The sequence below is a fragment of the Micromonospora globosa genome (genome assembly GCF_000717585.1).
Classification (GTDB): domain Bacteria; phylum Actinomycetota; class Actinomycetes; order Mycobacteriales; family Micromonosporaceae; genus Micromonospora; species Micromonospora aurantiaca.
This window is the reverse complement of the sequence record NZ_JNZR01000001.1, coordinates 110,980-126,659: the sequence shown is the minus strand read 5'-3', so window position 1 is coordinate 126,659 and position 15,680 is coordinate 110,980. Positions and strand designations below refer to the sequence as shown.

At 72.5% G+C, this 15,680-nt stretch carries 16 protein-coding genes; 7 read left to right on the top strand and 9 right to left on the bottom strand.

The window, feature by feature from the left end:
• Window positions 1–482 precede the first annotated feature (482 nt).
• The gene (locus IF06_RS0100565) at window positions 483–1,301 is read left to right on the top strand and encodes a Crp/Fnr family transcriptional regulator (protein WP_255367944.1); all 819 of its coding nucleotides are present in this window, start codon (window positions 483–485) and stop codon (window positions 1,299–1,301) included.
• On the top strand, window positions 1,298–2,578 hold the full coding sequence (locus IF06_RS0100560) for a cation:proton antiporter (RefSeq protein WP_013287049.1): 1,281 nt from the start codon (window positions 1,298–1,300) through the stop codon (window positions 2,576–2,578). The genes IF06_RS0100565 and IF06_RS0100560 overlap by 4 nt, the downstream gene beginning before the upstream one ends.
• An 11-nt stretch (window positions 2,579–2,589) precedes the next feature.
• Here IF06_RS0100560 and IF06_RS0100555 read toward each other — a convergent pair whose 3' ends face one another.
• On the bottom strand, window positions 2,590–3,129 hold the full coding sequence (locus IF06_RS0100555) for a DUF1697 domain-containing protein (RefSeq protein WP_013287050.1): 540 nt from the start codon (window positions 3,127–3,129) through the stop codon (window positions 2,590–2,592).
• 126 nt (window positions 3,130–3,255) lie between these two features.
• Between IF06_RS0100555 and IF06_RS0100550 the strand changes: the two genes are divergently transcribed.
• From IF06_RS0100550 to IF06_RS0100540, 3 genes are all read left to right on the top strand, one after another.
• Entirely contained in the window at window positions 3,256–4,497 is a 1,242-nt protein-coding gene (locus IF06_RS0100550; RefSeq protein ID WP_013287051.1) for a hydroxymethylglutaryl-CoA synthase family protein, read from the top strand.
• A gap of 23 nt (window positions 4,498–4,520) precedes the next feature.
• Window positions 4,521–6,005, top strand: coding sequence for a class I adenylate-forming enzyme family protein (locus IF06_RS0100545; RefSeq protein WP_013287052.1), 1,485 nt, complete (start codon window positions 4,521–4,523; stop codon window positions 6,003–6,005).
• A 143-nt stretch (window positions 6,006–6,148) separates the two neighbouring features.
• A complete protein-coding gene (locus IF06_RS0100540) occupies window positions 6,149–6,562 on the top strand; it encodes a DUF4260 domain-containing protein (RefSeq protein WP_013287053.1) in 414 nt (137 codons plus the stop codon).
• A gap of 9 nt (window positions 6,563–6,571) precedes the next feature.
• On the opposite strand, the gene IF06_RS0100535 is transcribed toward IF06_RS0100540, so the two are convergent.
• The 3 genes from IF06_RS0100535 to IF06_RS0100525 form a co-directional block, all read right to left on the bottom strand.
• Complete coding sequence (locus tag IF06_RS0100535; RefSeq protein WP_030268217.1) at window positions 6,572–7,213, bottom strand: M23 family metallopeptidase; 642 nt, start codon at window positions 7,211–7,213, stop codon at window positions 6,572–6,574.
• A gap of 7 nt (window positions 7,214–7,220) precedes the next feature.
• Complete coding sequence (locus IF06_RS0100530) at window positions 7,221–8,168, bottom strand: hypothetical protein (protein WP_013287055.1); 948 nt, start codon at window positions 8,166–8,168, stop codon at window positions 7,221–7,223.
• Between the two features lie 132 nt (window positions 8,169–8,300).
• Window positions 8,301–9,158 (bottom strand): SDR family NAD(P)-dependent oxidoreductase, encoded by an 858-nt coding sequence (locus IF06_RS0100525; protein ID WP_013287056.1) that lies wholly within the window; start codon window positions 9,156–9,158, stop codon window positions 8,301–8,303.
• Between the two features lie 166 nt (window positions 9,159–9,324).
• On the opposite strand from IF06_RS0100525, the gene IF06_RS0100520 reads away from it, so the two are divergent.
• Complete coding sequence (locus IF06_RS0100520; protein ID WP_013287057.1) at window positions 9,325–10,230, top strand: helix-turn-helix transcriptional regulator; 906 nt, start codon at window positions 9,325–9,327, stop codon at window positions 10,228–10,230.
• A gap of 19 nt (window positions 10,231–10,249) precedes the next feature.
• Here IF06_RS0100520 and IF06_RS0100515 read toward each other — a convergent pair whose 3' ends face one another.
• On the bottom strand, window positions 10,250–11,098 hold the full coding sequence (locus IF06_RS0100515; RefSeq protein WP_013287058.1) for an oxidoreductase: 849 nt from the start codon (window positions 11,096–11,098) through the stop codon (window positions 10,250–10,252).
• Window positions 11,095–11,508 carry a nuclear transport factor 2 family protein gene (locus IF06_RS0100510; protein ID WP_030268214.1) on the bottom strand — a complete coding sequence of 138 codons (414 nt, stop codon included), beginning with the start codon at window positions 11,506–11,508 and terminating at the stop codon, window positions 11,095–11,097. Before IF06_RS0100510 ends, IF06_RS0100515 begins: the two co-directional genes overlap by 4 nt.
• Before the next feature lie 107 nt (window positions 11,509–11,615).
• Here IF06_RS0100510 and IF06_RS0100505 point away from each other — a divergent pair, with 107 nt between their 5' ends.
• Complete coding sequence (locus tag IF06_RS0100505) at window positions 11,616–12,164, top strand: TetR/AcrR family transcriptional regulator (protein ID WP_013476286.1); 549 nt, start codon at window positions 11,616–11,618, stop codon at window positions 12,162–12,164.
• Between the two features lie 61 nt (window positions 12,165–12,225).
• Here the strand turns inward: IF06_RS0100505 and IF06_RS0100500 are convergent, their stop codons facing one another.
• The 3 genes from IF06_RS0100500 to IF06_RS0100490 form a co-directional block, all read right to left on the bottom strand.
• Entirely contained in the window at window positions 12,226–13,362 is a 1,137-nt protein-coding gene (locus tag IF06_RS0100500) for a hypothetical protein (protein WP_030268212.1), read from the bottom strand.
• Window positions 13,363–13,509: 147 nt separating this feature from the next.
• Entirely contained in the window at window positions 13,510–14,550 is a 1,041-nt protein-coding gene (locus IF06_RS0100495) for a DUF4034 domain-containing protein (RefSeq protein ID WP_030268210.1), read from the bottom strand.
• Window positions 14,551–14,592: 42 nt separating this feature from the next.
• Window positions 14,593–15,618, bottom strand: a complete 1,026-nt coding sequence (locus IF06_RS0100490) for an acetylxylan esterase (protein WP_030268208.1) — start codon at window positions 15,616–15,618, stop codon at window positions 14,593–14,595.
• Window positions 15,619–15,680: the final 62 nt, after the last annotated feature.

Below are 15,680 nucleotides of genomic sequence, written 5' to 3'. Positions count from 1 at the left end.
AGGCCAGCCGACTCCCATTCCGCTGACAATCACCCCCTACGAACCCAACCGAGGTCGCAAAATGCCTGGTCATTGCGCTGCGTAGACACCCGCCACCCAATTAGTTACGATGGCGGCGGGCATTAATACGGCTCAATCAAGCAGTATGCGCAACCCTCGCCCACACCCCCGAAAGGCCCCTTGCATGCATTTGCTTCACTGGATGAACGCGTCCCGAACATGGAAGAAACCAGACACCACAGATAGATGGACATCGTAGGTCGCGCCATGCCGCCGCCCAGATCAAGCGCTCCTGCCTGCGGAAATGCAGGTGAGTCGCCTCAGCGCCGGGCGCGCGGCATGCCGAGCACGACCGACGGGACGAACGGCCGGCACGGGCCGTATTGCAATTCCGACAGTTTGCCGACACCGGCTGAAGAAATACTTGCCGGCGTTGCGGCTGTACTGTCAACGATTGATAGCGTCACGCATTTCACCAGCGAATGATCAGGAACCTGACAACACGCCCGAGCCACGACATCGGGCGCCAGGAGGCCTCCTTGCGAATCGCCGGCGCCACCACCAGTTTGCGTAACGAGCTGCATCGGCTGATCCGGGACGACCCGACTTTCGCCGTCCGCACACACGTCCCGCGAGGCGGGGCCGCGTACAACTCCGGCGACCACGATCTGCGGATGTACCTCGTGGAGGTCGGCCAGTTCAAGACCATCGCGTCCTCCGCGGACGGCAAGCAGTGCCTGCTGTCGATCCACACACGGGGCGACATGTTCGGCGAGCTCGGCCTGCTCGGCGGGCCACGCCACGACACCGCCCGGGCCATGCGCGACAGTGTGATCAGGAGAGTCAACTCGGCGAAGCTGTTCGACCTGCTGAGCAGCGACGAACAGCTCAACTGGCACTTCACCCGGTTCCTCATGGCCAAGCTGCTCGACCAGCAGCAGGCCATCACCCAACTGGTCACCATGGACAGCGAACACCGGCTGGCCGCGACGCTGCTGCGACTCGCCCGCAAGGTGGGCCGGCGGCTCAACCTCGGCATGCAGATCGACGCGAAGATCACCCAGGAGGAGCTGGCCAGCATGGTCGGCACCACCCGGTCCCGCGTCGGGCTGTTCCTCAAGCACTTCCGCGCGGCGAAGCTGGTGGATCAGCTGCCCGGCGGATATCTCCTGATCAACGAGCCGGCGCTGACCCGGTACGTGGAGTGCGGACAGTACGAGCCCGCCCGGTGGGGCGCCGAGCCGATCCGGCCGGTGAACGGCGCACGCCTGCTGCGCGGCGACCGGGAACTGTCCGCATGAGCGCCGTCCTGGTCCTCCTGCACGGAGCCGCGCTGCTCGTGGCGCTGCTGCTCGTCGGCGGGACCGGACGAGCCGTGGCGCGGCTGTTGCGGCAGCCGCCGGTGATCGGGGAGATCGTCGCCGGTCTCCTCGTCGGCCCGGCCCTCGTCCTGTTCGCCGGTCACGACGGGCTGGCGGCGGTGCTGCCGGAGGACATACGCGCACTCCTGCGCCTGGTCGCCGAGGGTGCCCTGGTGCTCTTCCTGGTCGGCCTCGCGCGTGAGCTGCGGGTCGGGCCGGCGCGCGACGACCGCAGGCTGGCCTGGGTGACCGCCGGTGCGCTCGTCCCGGCGCTGGCCTGCGGGGTGCTCGTCGCACTGTGGGTCCAGTTCGTCGCCGGACCGGCCGTACGCGGCGACGCGCCGATGCCGGCCTTCGTGCTGGGCGTCGCGGTGACGCTGTCCATCACCGCCGTACCGGTGCTGGCGCGGCTGCTGACCGAGCGGGGCCTGACAGAGACGACGGCCGGGGCCCTCGCGCTGGCCGCCGCCGTGGTCGTCGACGTCGTCGGCTGGCTGCTGCTGTCCCTGGCCGTCGGGCTGGGCGCCGGAGACCCCGCGACCTTCGGCCGCGCGATGGCGGTCCTCGCCGGCGCGTTGCTGCTGGCCGGCGGGATCCGATGGGTGCTGCGCCGCGCCCGGGCGGCACTGTGGTGCGGCCGGTGGCCGGCCGCCAGTGCCGTGGTGCTCGGCGTGGTGGCTCTCGTGGTCGGCTTCGGCGTCCACCTCCTCGGGCTGACCGCGGTGTTCGGCGCGATCCTGGTCGGCCTGGCGGTGCCGCCCGGCGAGCCCTGGGACGCGCCGACCGCCGCCGTGTCGCGGCTCGGGCGGTCGCTGCTGCCGATCTTCTTCGTGAGCGCCGGGCTCACCGCGCTGACCGGCGCGGTCGCCAGCACGCCGTGGTCGCTGGTGGTCGTCGTGCTCGTCCTCGGACTCGCCGGGAAGATCGGCGGCGGCTATCTCGGCAGCCGGCTCGGCGGCTGCTCTCCCGCAGAGGCGACACGGATCGGCATCCTGCTCAACACGCGCGGGCTCACCGAGCTCATCGTGCTCCAGGTCGCGTTCCAGGCCGGCATCCTCAGCCCGCCGCTGTTCCTCGCCCTGCTCATCATGGCGCTGGTCACGACGCTTCTCACCGGCCCGCTGCTGTCGTTGGCGGACCGGTTCGTGCGGGCCGCCGACGCCGGTGACAGCGCCTCGGGCGCCGTGTCCGGCCCGTCAATGGTGAGCCCGCGATGACGGGTACGCGGTCAGGACGCCGCCATGTCGCGCAGCTTCAGCACCGAGCGCCAGTTGCGGGTCGTCCCGACCACACCGGTCTTCTTCTCCACGAAGGCGTTGCTGAGCTTGCTGCGCCCGTACCCGTCGGGAACGTGCACGAACACGTCGCGGCCGAGCAGCGTCAGCGTGCCGCTCTCGCCGGGCGGGGCGGCGAGCGCCGCCTGCTTGTCCGCGCCGGGGTCGCCGCTGAGCATGGTGACGAGCAGCTTCGTGTGGTCCGTCTGCACGTCGAGATACGGGTTGGCGGCGATCATCGCGTCGAGCTCGTCCAGGCTGCGCAGCAGCACCGGCACGTCGCGACCCCACCGCTGCTTGATGCCCCTGTCGATCTCGGCCAGGATCGCGACCTCGTCGGTCTCGGGGCAGCCGAACACGACGTTGCCGCTCTGGATGTACGTGGCCACGCCGTCGAAGCCGCAGGAGACGAAGACCTCTTTCAGCTCCGTCATCACCATCGAGCTACCGCCACCGATGTTCACCGCACGCAACAGAGCGACGTATCTCGTCATGACCCGGGATGGTAACCGGCCGGGCCGATCGCGGGCGCTCAACTCTGAGCAGACACGCCCGGCCCGCGGTCGTACAACGTCAGGGACCGCGGCGGTGAGGGATCCACGAAGAGGAGAGGCCCGAGGATGATCACCACGGCGGTCGGCATCGAGGATCTCCACGTCTACCCCGGCCGGGCGTACGTCGACGTGCCCAGCCTGTTCGAGGCGCGCGGCCTGGACCCGTCGCGGCTGCCGAACCTGATGATGCGCCGCCGGTCGGTGAGCCTGCCCTGCGAGGACCAGGTGACCCACGCGGTCAACGCCGCCCGGCCACTGGTCGACGCCCTGTCGCCAGAGCAGCGGGAGGCGATCGAGCTGGTGGTGGTGGCCACCGAGTCGGGGCTCGACTTCGGCAAGCCGATCAGCACCTATGTCCACGACCTCCTCGGCCTGCCGCCGCGCTGCCGGTCGTTCGAGGTCAAGCACGCCTGCTACGGCGGCACCGCCGCCCTGCAGAGCGCGGCGGCGATCATCGCCGCGAGCCCGGCGCCGGACGCGCGGGCGCTCGTGATCGCCACCGACATCGCCGGCGTCGCGGCGGCCGGCAGCTACTTCGAGCCGTCGGAGGGCGCCGGCGCGGTCGCGATGCTGGTCAGCCGTACGCCCGACGTGCTGCGGCTCGACCTGGGCGCCAGCGGGTACCACACCCAGGAGGTGATGGACACGCTGCGGCCCCGGCCGGACGTCGACGTGGTGAACTCCGACCTGTCCCTGCTCGCCTATCTCACCTGTCTGGAACGGTGCTTCGCCGCCTACCGGGACCGCGTCGAGGGCGCCGACATCGTCACCACGTTCGACCACCTCGTCTTCCACATCCCCTTCGCCGGGATGGTCAAGGGCGCCCACCGCACGCTGCTGCGCAAGACCAAGCGCATGGCGCCGGCCGACATCGACAGGGACTTCGCGGCGCGGGTGGCCCCGTCGCTGTCGTACACGAGCCAGATCGGCAATCTCTACTCCGGTTCGCTCTACCTCGCGCTGTGTTCGCTGATCGACCACGCCGACTTCACGGTGGCCCGCCGGATCGGCCTGTTCTCCTACGGCTCCGGCTGCGGGTCCGAGTTCTTCAGCGGCGTCGTCACCGAGCGCGCCGCCGGCCGGCTCGCGGCCCGCCCGCTCGCCCGCGCCGTCGAGGAACGCCGCCGGCTCACAGTCGCCGAGTTCGACGAATGGAGCCGGCACACCGCCGACCGCGCCTTCGGCGTCCGCGACGCCGTCCTGGACACCGGCCCCTACCGGTCCGTCCTGGACAGCCACGTGGCCGGCCGGGGCCTGCTGCTGCTCGACCGGATCGAAGACTTCCACCGCGTGTACCGGTGGAGTTGAGCGCGCCATCCGAGGGAGGACCCATGAGTGTGCCCACGTCCGCGGTCGTCGTACCCGACCTGCTCCGGCACCGCACCGGCCTGATGCCCGAGCAGGAGGCGATAAACGTCCGCGGCAAGACGGCGATCACCTACCGGGACTGGGACCGGCGCTCGAACGCCGTCGCCCGCGCGGTGCTCGACCGGCTCGGCGGCACCGGGCGGGGCGCCCGGGTGGCGCTGCTGTTCGGCGGCGACGACTGGATCGACTACGCCGTCGCCTACCTCGGCGTGCTCAAGGCCGGCGCCACCGCCGTACACGTGAACGACACGATGCCGGCGGTGGAGCTGCGCCGCCGGTTCGACCAGTGTGCGGTGGCCGGTGTGATCCGCGGCGCGGCGCTCCCGCCGTGGCGGGACGACGCCGGACGCTGGTCGGTGGTCGTCGCGGACCTCGACCAGGGCGACTCCGCCGCCGTCGACACCGGCGTCACCCCCGAGGACATCTCCGACATCCTCTACACCTCCGGCACCACCGGCCCGGCGAAGCCGTTCACCAACCCGCACGGCAACCTCACGTACGGGCGCGGGTCCGCCGCCCTCGGGCAGCTGGTCGACCCAGCACCGCTGCTCGCGCCGATGCCGCTGGGCACCACGTCGAGCGCGACGACTGTCGCGGTGCTGGCCACCACGACGCCGTCACCGCTGATCGTGTGCTCACCGGACGACCCGGAGGAGATCGCCCGCCTGCTCGCCACGCACGGCTGCGCGACCCTCATCCTCACCCCGTGGACCGCGATCCGGCTCGCCGCCATCCGCCCGCAGGACCGCTACGACCTCGGCTCGGTCAAGACCATCGGCAACGCATCGGCGATCATGCCGCCGCGCATCGCCCGCGACCTCCTCGCGGCCATGCCGAACGCCACCATCGCCAACGCCTACGCGCAGTCCGAGGCGGTGCCGGCGATCATCCTGGGCAACGTCGACCCGGACCGGCCGATGTGGCTGGGACGCCCCGGACGCGGCACCGAGATGCGCGTCGTCGACCAGCAGGGCGAGCCGCTGCCGCCGGGCGAACTCGGCGAGGTGTGGCTGCGCTGCGAGGCGCCCAAGCGGCTGTACCTCGACCAGGCGCTCAACGCCCGCGTGCACGCCGGCGGGTGGACCCGCACCCGCGACCTCGGACGCGCCACCGCCGACGGCGAGCTGTTCCTGTTCGACCGGATGACCGACGTCATCACCACCGACGGGAAGCTCGTGTCGTCGCTGGAGGTCGAGGCCGCACTCTACGACCACCCCTCGGTACGCGAGGCCACAGTCGTCGCGCTGCCCGACCCCGAGCACGGCGAGATCGTCGCCGCCGTCGTGGCGGCCGACCCGGCCCTGGACGACGCGACGCTCGCCGCGTTCCTCGCCGAGCGGCTGGAGCCGCACCAGGTCCCCGCCCGCATCCACCGCCTCGACGCGCTGCCCCGCGGCGGCACCGGCAAGGTGCTGAAGTACCAGTTGCGGCAACGCTTCGGCGGCTGACCGTCGCGGTTGCCGCCGGCGCACGGCCTCCGCCGCGTACCCTGTCAGAGCTGGTGGCGGCACGAGCCGGCTGCCTCCGACCACCCCGGCCACCGGGGGGCTCGGGCCTGCGCAAGGGCCACTGACAGACATCGAGGTGGGAGATGCCGCAGTTGAACCCGGTCGCGGCGCAGCGCGTGGAGGCCGTCGCCGTCGCGGCCCTCGCCGTCGTCGTGACCGTCGCGGCCGGGTACCCGTGGTGGTCGCTGCTCGCCCTCTTCCTCGTCTTCGACCTGTCCATGCTCGGCTACCTGCGCGGGCCGCGCGTCGGCGCCGTCTGCTACAACGTGGCGCACTCGTACACGCTGCCGGCGGCGCTCGGCGCGGTGGCAGTGGCAGCGGCCGCGTCCGGCGACCGGATCGACTGGCTGGGAGTCCTGGCCGTCGCGTGGGCGTTCCACATCGCCGTCGACCGCGCCCTGGGCTACGGCCTCAAGACGACCGAGGGGTTCGAGCACACCCACCTCGGCCTGATCGGAAAGGCCCGGCGTGCCGGATCGTCCACCGACGAACGCTGACGGTTCCGGTCACGGGCGCGTCGGCCGGCAGTTCGCGCTCGTCAGCCGCACCGAGTACTCGCGGTCGTCGGACGTGATCCCGGACGGCACGCCGTCGAAGTATGCCTCCACCTTCTCCCAGCCCCGGCGCTGCTCGTAGTGCAGGTGCGGGGCGCCGGAGTTCCCGGTGCTGCCGACCCGTCCGAGCTGGTCGCCCCGGGCCACCCGCTGACCGGCCTGCACCGACGGCGGTTCGAGCAGGTGCAGGTACTGCGTCTCCCATTTGCCACCGTGGTCGATCTTGACCCAGTAGCCGCCGCCGCGCCCCCGCGGCCCGTCCGGATCCTGCGGGGTACGTCCGCCCAGCGAGCCGTTGATCCCCGCCACCGTGACGGTGCCGTCGGCGGAGGCGAGCACCGGCCGTCCCCACGCGTCCCCGGAAGTCGGGAAGAAGTCGACGTCGTAGTCGTCGTGCCCCGGATAGGTGGACAGCCGCCACGTCTCGCCGCAGGCCACCGGGAGCTGGAAGTCCGGTCGCGGGCCTGGTGGCCGTACCAGCGGCACCACGACCGCCGCACCGGCGGCGAGCGCCGCGAGGACGCCGACGATCAGCAGGACGCGCGGGGCGCGGCGGCGCGGGCGGCGGGAACCGTGGGGACGCTCGGTGGTCATCCGGGCCTCAGCCCAGCTCGATGACGGGCCGGGTCAGGATCTCGTCGGCGTATCCGTCGTCGGAGGCGACCCACCGGCCGAAATCCTCGTCGCGGTACGCGGTCGCGAGGGTGAGCCAGCCCAGGAAGAAGCCGCTCCCGCCACAGGTGGCACCGCCGCCGTCGCCACCGCAGACGACGGTGCGCTCGGTCGTCGCCTCGTGCCGGTAGGGGTCCTGCCCGATCGCCAGACCCCAGAGGTTCTCCTGCCGGTGCGGGCCGGTCCTGTGGTCGTACGGATAGCCGTCTCCGGGGCAGTCGTCGCCCCAGCGGAACAGGGTCGTCGCACCGGCGCCGCACGCCCACTCCCACTCGTCCGGAGTGGTCGTCCGCACGCCGAGGCTCCCGAGCCCGGCCATCGCCTCGTCGTACGAGACCTCGCGGATCGCCCGGGCGCGCACCACCTGCCCGGTCGTCCGGTCGAACTCCACAGTCAGCCCGTCACCCGACCGGAAGGTGCGCACCCCGCCGAACCGGTTCCCGACCGACGCGACCAGCTCCCGCACCCGAGGGTCGTCCGGCGCCAGCGGCACCTCGCACGGGTCGAACGCGTCCACCGCGACCAGCATCGCCGGCATGTCGACGTCGCGTACGGGCGACGTCATCGCGTCGACGTACTCGGTCAGCGACGGAAGGCCGAACTCGGCGGCGCTGTCGGCGTAGTCGGCGGCCTGGTGCGCAGCGGGCCGGAAGCGGGCCGCGTCGTAGCCGAGCGTCGGCCGGCCGCCGGGTACGAGAGCGAACCGCATCCCGCCCCGGTCGAACAGCGCAGTCCGGTGCGACCGCCCCGCGTACGCCGTGTCGCCCAGGCCGGTCACTGTCAGCTCGTGCCGCGCGGCGACGTCCTGGGCGAGCCGGCCGGCAGCGCCGTCGGAGAGATCGTTCCACTGGGCATGACTGAGATCGGCGTACGACACGGCGAAAGGATAGCCACGGGCTCCGACAGAGCCGGATCGACGCCGGTGCGACCGGTCGGCCCGCCTCCGGAGGCGGGCCGACGCGAGCTGTCCGGGTGCGCGACGGCACGCCGCGACCCGTCGACGAAGCGGTCAGGCTTCGTCGGCGTCCGTGCTGAGCGCGAGTTCGCGGCCGGCCTCGATGTCGGCGAGCAGCGTCGCCACGCGGGCCTTGGCCAGGCCGTATGAGTCGGAGCCGAGCACCTGGTGCAGCGGCGCTCTGCCGCCGACGGCCACCTCGACGATGGCGGCCGCGGCCTTGACCGGGTCGCCGAGCTGGGTGCCGGGCATGGCCAGGTGCGCCTCGGTCATCTCGCGGATCGCCTCGTAGCCGTCGGTGGTGCGCGCCGGCAGGCCGAGGGAGGACGTCCGAAGGAAGTCGGTACGCGTGTACCCGGGTTCCACGACGGTGACCTTGATGCCGAGGTGTGCGACCTCGGCCGCGAGCGAGTCCGACAGACCCTCCAGGGCGTACTTCGCGGAGCAGTAGAGGCCCCAGCCGGGGAACGCGGTCAGCCCCAGGATCGAGGACACGTTGACGATGTGGCCGCTGCCGGCGGCGCGCATGCCGGGCAGGGCCGCGCGGAGCACGTTCCAGACGCCGAAGACCTGCACCTCGAACATCGTCCGGACCTCGGCGTCGCCTGCCTCCTCGACCGCACCGAGGAAGCCGTACCCCGCGTTGTTGACCACGACGTCGATCCCGCCGAAACGGTCGGTGGTGGCCCGGACGGCCGCCGTCACCGCGGCCTCGTCGGTCAGGTCGAGTTCGAGGGGAAGCAGTCGCTCACTGTCGACCGGCCCGAGGGCCGCGACGAGCCGCTCGGCCGACCGGGTCGTCGCCGCGACGTCGTCACCCCGCTCCAGCAACTGCTTGACCAGTTCGAGGCCGATGCCGCGGGACGTGCCGGTGACGAACCACGTGGCCGGACCTGCGGTGGGGTAGGGCATGGGAACTCCCGGATCTCGGTGTCGTCGTGTCCCCGGCCGGGGACGCCACTCCATCGTGGGTACGAGGGTGGGCCGAGAACACAGCCGGACGAGCCCAGCGCTGCCTGGGAACGGCGTACCCACCCAGGCGGTGTCGCGGACGACGTTCGCGGCGGATCATCGGGTCATGGCAGGACACTCCGACCTCGGCCGATTCCTTCGTCAGTGCCGGGCCGACCTGACTCCGGAAGCGGTCGGCATCGCCGCCGTGGCGCAGGGACGCCGCGTCCGCGGACTGCGCCGCGAGGAGGTGGCCCTGCTCGCCGGCGTGAGCGTCGACTACTACACCCGGCTCGAACAGGGCCGGCACACCAGCCCTTCGGCCGCTGTCGTCGACGCCTTGGCCCGGGTCTTCCGGCTCGACGCCGCCGCCCGCGCCCACCTCGCCGACCTCGCGCGGCCGGCGAGGCGCAGCAGCCGGCAGATGCCCGCCCAACGGGTACGCCCGGCGATGCACCAGCTGCTCGCCTCGATGACCGAACACCCCGCGCTCATCCTCGGACGGCGCACGGACGTGCTCGCCTCGAACGCCCTGGGCCGTGCCCTCCTCACCGACTGGACACTGCTCCCGCCGCGGCACCGCAACTACATCCGGTGGGTCTTCCTCGACCCGGGCGCCCGCGACGCCTTCCTGGACTGGCCGGCGGTGGCCGCCGACGTGGTCGGCACCCTGCGCCTCTACGCCGGACGCAATCCCGACGATCCGCAGCTCAGCGAGCTCGTCGGCGAGCTGAGCATCAAGAGCCCGGAGTTCCGGGCCTGGTGGAACGGCCGCCACGTGCACGAACGCACGCACGGCACCAAGCGGATGCACCACCCCGCGGTCGGGCCGATCACCCTCCGCTACGAGGCCCTCGTCCTGCCCGGCGACCCGGACCAGACGCTGTTCCTCTACACCACCGATCCCGGCAGCCCGTCGTACGACAACCTGCGCCTGCTGGGATCGCTGGCCGCCCGGACCGCGCCGGCCCCCGGCAGAGCCTCGTCCACGCCGCTGCCCGACGCGAGCAGGACCGAACCGAACCCGTCCTGACGCCGGCCGCGCGTCGATCTCAGGCCCGCGAGGCGTCCGCGGTCCGAGGGACTCCGGCCAGCCGGTCGCGGCAGAAGTCCCGGAACGTCCGGGGTGGCCGGCCGGTCACGTCCGCGACGGTCGTCGTGACCCGGTCCTCCGAGCCCGCGGCGACGGCCGTGTCCAGGCCCGCGAGGAAGCGGGCGTAGTCGGGCGCGAGGCCGTGAGCCTCGTGGTACGCGGTGAGCGCGTCCTCGTCGACCGCACGGTGCCGGACCGGGCGGCCGAGGAAGTCGGTGAGCGTGGCGGCGACGTCGGCGTAGCTCAGCCGCTCGGGACCGGTGATGACGTGCTCGGTGTCGTGGGGCGCGGGATCCGTGAGGGCACGCACCGCCACCTCGGCGATGTCGGCCGGATCCACGAAGCCCACGCGGGCGTCGCCGGTGGCGCTGACGATCTCGCCACGCTCCCGGGCGCTCGCGGCGTGCGGATGGTCGCCGACGAAGTTCTCCATGAACCAGGACGGTCGCAGCACCGCCCACTCGGGGATCATCTCGCCGAGCTGGGCCTGCACCTCGCCCAGTCCCGGCGTGCCGGCCTCGATCGCCGACGAGCTGAGCAGGACGGCCCGCCGTACCCGGGCACGCCGGGCCAGGTCCAGGAACGGCAGCATGGTCGGCGCCGGGTCGGCGTCGCCGAGGGGCGCGATCAGGTAGAGCGCTGTCACACCGTCCAGCGCCGTGTCGTGCGTGCTGCGGTCGTACCAATCGAAGCGGACGCCCTCGGCGGACGCCCGGCGGCTGGCGACGCGGGCCCGGCGGCCGGCGGCGGCGAGTCTCGCGGCGACGAGCCGGCCCGTCGTTCCCGTGCCTCCGACGACGAGGATCATGCCCGCACCCCCTCGCCGAACAGTTCCCGCACGGCCAGCGGGTTCCAGTAGTCGCGATAGCGCAGGATCCGCCCGGCCCTGATGGTGAGGACGGCGATGTAGCGCAGCCGGTACGGCTCGCCCGTGGCGACGACGACGCCGGTGGCGGTGAACTCGGCGACGATCACCTCCCGGTCGGCGGTCTGGTGGACAGTGACGTCGGCGATCTCGCGGATGTCCAGGGTCCGCGGGTAGTCGATGAGGTAGTTGTGCAGCTCGGCGCGGTCGGCCACCCGGCTGGGCCGCCCGGCCGGCGCGAACGGGAACTCCATGACGGCGTCGTCGGCGAACAGGGCGATGAAGCCCGGCATGTCCTTGGCGAGCAGACGGTCCAGGGCCTGGTGGAACACATCGGTGGCGGTACTCGGCACTGCTGTTCCTTCCTGTCGGCGGGCCGCCCGCGGTGATCTACGATAAGCGGACGGCCGGTCCGCTTCACCATAGCGGACTGGCGGTCCGTTTGCGAGAGGGGGCAGAAGTGCGGGCTGACGCGGCGCGGAATCGGGAGGCGGTGCTCGCCGCGGCCGATCGGCTGTTCGAGGCGGCGAACGACCCCGACCGGATCTCCATGGACGACGTCGCCGCTGCCGCCGGCGTGGGCAAGGGCACGCTGTTCCGCCACTTCGGCGACCGGCTGGGCCTCGTCCGCGCCCTCTACGGCACGCGCGGCGAACAGCTTCAGGCGTCACTCGCGGCGAGCCCGCCCGGCGACTCGCCGGCGGACCGCGCCCTGCACCTGCTGCGGGAACTGGTCCGGTTCAAGCGGGCCAACCGGGTCCTCACACTGGCCCTGGAGAACGCGGGAAGCGGAAGCCCCTATCGCAACGAGTCGTACGAGGAGTGGCACGCGACGCTGACCGCCATCGTGTCCGAGGCCCGGGGCCCCGAGTCGGCGGAGTTCCTCGCCCACGCCCTGCTGGCCGCGGTGCGCAGCGATCTCGTCGAGCATCTTCGCGACTGGCCCGACGAGCGCTGGGATGCCGGGCTCACCGCACTGACCCGTTCGGTGCTGACCTCCGGGCGGTAGTTCCTCCCGACGGGTGCCAGGGTGGTGGGGCGTGAGCCGTGCCGCGCTCACGCCCCTGCCCTCACCTGGTCCGCTCGATCACGGCGGTGAGGCGGAGCCCGGCTGTCGACACCGTGCCACTCCCCCAGAAGGACGCGGTCCCCGGGATGTTGGCCAGGGCGTCCAGGCTCGGATCGTTGCCCTCGACCTTCGGCCCGTACGCGACGCTCCATCGCCCGCCGGTGTAGCGCAGCAGCAGCGTGCCCGGGTACTCGACGTACGGCGGGATCGGGTTCGTGCCGCTGATCCAGACGTTGCCGTTCGCGTCGCCCGCGACCGCGTACACCCAGCCGGCCGATGCCGGTCCGGCCACCCGCTGCCACGTCCGGCCGTCCCAGTGCAGGATGACCGGCCTGGGGGCGGAGTCGTAGTCCTGGGTGCCGACCGCCCAGGCGTCGGTCGACGAGCGGGCCCACACGCCGGTGAGCCGGGCGCTCGGGATCGACGGCAGCGGCGCCACCCGCCACGACCCGCCGACGCGCTGCGCGATCATCGGCTCCGGGTAGGGCGCGTCGGCGACGTACCGTTCCCCGGCGGCGAACACGCCACCGTCCGCGGTACGCGAGACCGCCCGCAGGACACCGTTGAGTCCATCGGTTCCCGGCACCGCGACCCGGCCGAACTGACCGGTGTCACCCTCGACGACCAGCGGCCGGCCACCGTCGTGGCCGACGAACACGGCCCGCCCGCCGCCGGTGGCGGCCACGTCCAGCAGCTCCGCGGTCCCGGCCGGGGCGGGCCACGGCGCGTGCGCCGTCCAGGTCGTGCCGTCGAAGTGCCCGGCGTACGACTCGCCGAGGCGCCGGGAGCCCACCGTCCAGACGTCCCGGGCGCTCGCCGCGTCCACCTTGTACAGCAGATACGCCTGGTGCGGCAGCCGCCGTTCCGTCCACGTCCGCCCGTTCCACCGCAGCAGGGCGTACGGCTGGTCGATCGAGTACCCCGTGTAGGTCGACGCCTGGTAGCCGACGGACCAGGCGTTGTTCGGGCCGGTGGCGGCCACGTCGGTCAGCCGGCTCTCGTGGATCAGCGCGGGGATCGTCGCCGTCCATGTCGAAGGGGCCGCGGCTGCGACCGGCGTGACGGGTGGGAGCAGTACACCCGCCGTCAGAGTGGAGACCGTCGCTACCGACAGCCCGTACCGTGCCAGTGATCCCATGGTGGCCCTCTTCCCCGATCGGTGGTCGGACCTCAGCATCGCGTTCCGCGAAGCTGCGCGCGTGCCCGGCTGCTGTCCCGTAAGGGAGTGGTAAGAACGGTCCCTCCGAGGGGGCATCGACTGTGGCCGGAACGGTGCCGCCCGCCGTCAGGCAGCGCGGCGGGCGCGGCGACGGGCTCGGAGGAAGACGGCGTCGCCCCGCTCGTCGCCCCACCAGCCCCACGGAACGCCGGTCATGTACCGGCCGATCGACGCGAACACCGGCGCGGCCTCGGCGGCGCGGCCGGTGCGCACCAGCCCGTACGCCAGGAAGTTGGCGTCGTCGAGCCAGGCGGCGTGCCGGGTCGCCGGCTGGTGGAACCACCGGGACAGGGCGTTGTCGAGATCCGCCTGCATGACCGGATCCTGTCGCCACCGCTCGCCGATCTCGTCGGGGGTACCGCCGTGAGGTTCGCGATCCTGCTCCCACAGCGCCCACTCCGCGGCGGCCCGAACCGGCAGCACGAGCAGTGGTGAGCCGGTAGGAGCCGTGGCGGCGACCGAGCGGGCGAAGCCGAACATCGCCTCGTGCGAGCCGCTCCACTTCCGGCAGTGGTAGGTCAGCCGGAGCACGTGGCCCAGATGGTGCCCGGGATCCCGCTTGGTCAGCTCACGCCACGCCTCCTCGACGTCCTCCAGTGGCGCACTCGTGTCGATCATGAGGTCCAGGCGGTGCGCCCACGGCGTGGGGTCGTCCGGCGCGAGCCGCATCGCGACATCGTTCACCTGCCGGGCCAGGTCCAGCAGGCGGCTGAACTCGACCCACTGCTCCCGGCGTACGCCGGCGGCCCAGTCGCCGCCGCGCACCTCCCACGCCCGTGCCATCAGGGAACGGGCACGGACGAGCTGGGCATCCGGGTCCGCGGGCGCGCGCGACGCCCAGCGATCGGTCCAGGCGTCCGTGGTGTCGACCCGGCCGGTCGTACGGTCGATCCGCGATCCCAGCCCGCGAGCTGTCGATTCGGCGAGCACGCGGACGTACCGGGCCCGGCGGTCGTAGTCGTTCCGGGTGGCGACCAGCGCCGTCCGGGCCGGCCCGATGTCGGAGCCGTACCGCGCCTGCGTGCACGCCTCGCGCAGCACGGCGTCGTCCTGCGCCGGGTTGGGGTCGATCTGGCGGGTGAGTATCCGCCACACGGTCGAGATCATGATCAGGGATGGTAGATGTCGCGGGCCCCGCCGGTGAGCCCGTCAGCCGGCTGCCGTCCCGGCGGGGCGGAGCACCGCGTCGAGCCAGCGCAGCTGCCGCCGGACGTGGACGGCCTCCCCGCCCTCGTGGCCGTTGAACGGGTACGTGTGGATCTCCCGTAGCGGCGCTGCCGATCCACCGGCGGCGTACTGGTTGTAGGCGGCGAACCCGGTGCTCGGCGGGCAGACCTCGTCCCGCAGACCGATCCCGAAGTGCGCCGGGGCGGTGGCCCGCCGGGCGAAGGTCACGCCGTCGACGTAGGACAGCGTGCGCCGGACCGGCTCCTCCGCCTCGCGGTGCACCGCCAGGTAGCGGGCGATCTCGCCGTACGGGGAGGCCTCGGTCAGTTCGATGGCGCGCTGGATGTCGCACAGGAACGGGGCGGTGACCAGGAGCGCGGCGAGGCCGTCGACGAGGCCCGCCGCCGCGAGCGCGAGTCCACCGCCCTGGCTGTTGCCCACCGCGGCGACGCGGGCCGGATCCACCCCGGGCAGGACGCGGACGGCGTCGATCGCGCGGACGGCGTCGGTGATGAGGCGGCGGTAGTGGTAGTCGTCCGGGGACAGGATCCCCCGCGTGGCGGGGCTGGGCCCGCCGGGCGCGTCGTGCGGGTCCGGGGTGTCGCCGCGGCTGAACAGGCCGGCCTGTCCCCGGTTGTCCACCAGCAGGTGGGCGTAACCGGCCACCGGCCAGGTGAGCCGCTCGCCCGGCAGGCCCCGGCCGCGTCCGTAGCCGGGGTACTCCACCACTGCCGGCAGCGGCGCCGGTACGCCCGCGGGTCGGGTGTACCAGGCCCGGACCGGTTCGCCGGCGTACCCGGCGAACGTCACGTCCCACACGTCGACCAGCCGCAGGTCGGTGGGTTCGGGACGGACGTCGACGAGCACCGGGGTGGCCGCGGCGGCGGTGAGGGTGGCGCGCCAGAACCGGTCGAAGTCGGCGGGCTCGACAACGGCCGGTGTGTAGCGGCGGAGCCGGTCGAGGGAGATATCAATCGACGCTCTTGACACGCTGATAACGATACCCATAAATTTCCGAAAGGCTTACGACGTATTACCGGAAAGTTCCGGCCGACGGTCAGGCGGGAGGA